Below are 1,873 nucleotides of genomic sequence, written 5' to 3'. Positions count from 1 at the left end.
CTGGCGCCGTGGCAATCCACGTACGGAATGTTGCTAAGCGGACACAAGTTGCCAAGTGCGACAAAAATGGTGAGACGCTACAACATAATTCTGCGCCGATGATGTAACCTCCATGAAACTCGTAGAGCTTTAAAGGGCCAGCGCCGTCCCGTCCCACCCGCCGCCACATCGAGACGACGGGAGTGCCCATGCGCCTCACGCCTGCCCGTCAGGGCTTGTACGACCCCCGGTTCGAGCATGACGCCTGCGGTGTGGCCTTCGTGGCCACCCTCGACGGCATAGCCAGCCACGAGATCGTCCGTCACGGGTTGACCGCTCTAGCCAATCTCGACCATCGAGGGGCTTCGGGCTCGGAACCCGACTCCGGTGATGGAGCCGGAATCCTGGTCCAGATCCCGGACGAGTTCTTCCGCGCCGTCGCCGGGTTCGACCTGCCTGAGCGGGGTGCGTACGCCGTCGGTCTGGCCTTCCTGCCGGACGACGATGAGCAGGCGCAGAAGGCCGTCGATGGAATCGAGCGGATCGCCGCGGAGGAAGGGCTGCGTGTCCTGGGCTGGCGCGATGTGCCGACCACGCCGACACTGGTCGGCTCCACCGCCCGCTCCACCATGCCGCGTTTCCGGCAGCTGTTCGTGGGGAGCGACCCGAACGCGACCGTGGACGCGGACCCGACCGACGGGCTGCTCCTGGACCGTCAGGCGTTTGCGCTGCGTAAGCGCGCCGAGCACGAGGCGGAGGTGTACTTCCCGAGTCTCTCCGCGCGCACGGTCGTATATAAGGGCATGCTGACCACGGGCCAGCTGGAGCCGTTCTTCCCGGACCTGTCCGACCACCGCTTCACCTCCGCGCTGGCCGTGGTCCATTCTCGTTTCTCCACCAACACGTTCCCCAGCTGGCCGCTGGCGCACCCTTACCGGTACGTGGCGCACAACGGTGAGATCAACACCGTGCAGGGCAACCGGAACTGGATGCGTGCCCGCGAGTCGCTGATGTCCAGCGGTCTCATCCCCGGCGACCTGACCCGGCTGTATCCGATCGTCGACCCCACCGGGAGCGACTCGGCCAGCTTCGACGAGGTCCTGGAGCTGCTCCACCTGGGCGGCCGGAGCCTGCCGCACGCGGTGCGGATGATGATCCCGGAGGCGTGGGAGAACCACGCGGGACTGTCGGCGGAGCGCAAGGCGTTCTTCGAGTTCCACAGCACGGTCATGGAGCCCTGGGACGGGCCTGCCTGCGTCGTGTTCACCGACGGCACCCAGGTCGGTGCGGTCCTGGACCGCAACGGACTGCGGCCCGGCCGGTGGTGGGTCACCGACGACGGCCTCGTGGTTCTCGCTTCTGAGGCCGGTGTCCTGGACATCGAGCCGTCGAAGGTCGTGCGCAAGGGCCGGCTGGAGCCGGGCCGGATGTTCCTCGCCGATCTCAGCGAGCACCGGCTGGTCAGCGACGACGAGGTCATGAACGAGCTCGCCACCGCCGAGCCCTACGACGAGTGGCTGCACGCCGGTCTGATGCGGTTGGACGACCTCCCCGAGCGCGAGCACGTCGTGCACACGCACGCGAGCGTGGCCCGGCGCCAGCAGACCTTCGGCTACACCGAGGAGGAGCTGCGCGTCCTGCTCACCCCGATGGCCAAGGCCGGTGCGGAGCCGATCGGCTCGATGGGCACCGACACTCCCGTGGCGGCTATCTCGGAGCGGCCGAGGCTGATCTTCGACTACTTCACGCAGCTGTTCGCCCAGGTCACCAATCCGCCGCTGGATGCGATCCGAGAGGAGCTGGTGACCTCGCTCGCCAGCACCCTCGGCCCAGAGTGCAACCTGCTCCAGCCTGGGGCCGCGTCCTGCCGTCAGCTCGTGGTGCCGTTCCCGGT

1 protein-coding gene is annotated in these 1,873 nt (G+C 67.5%); it reads left to right on the top strand.

The window, feature by feature from the left end; genetic code table 11:
• Positions 1-188: 188 nt before the first annotated feature.
• Positions 189-1,873, top strand: a 1,685-nt coding sequence (locus ELR45_RS40325) for a glutamate synthase central domain-containing protein (RefSeq protein ID WP_276320629.1), incomplete at its 3' end; no start/stop codon positions are given.

This window comes from Phytoactinopolyspora endophytica (assembly GCF_004138495.1).
Classification (GTDB): Bacteria; Actinomycetota; Actinomycetes; order Jiangellales; family Jiangellaceae; genus Phytoactinopolyspora; species Phytoactinopolyspora endophytica.
The sequence above is the reverse complement of the archived record's forward strand: the minus strand, read 5'-3'. Positions and strand labels throughout refer to the sequence as shown.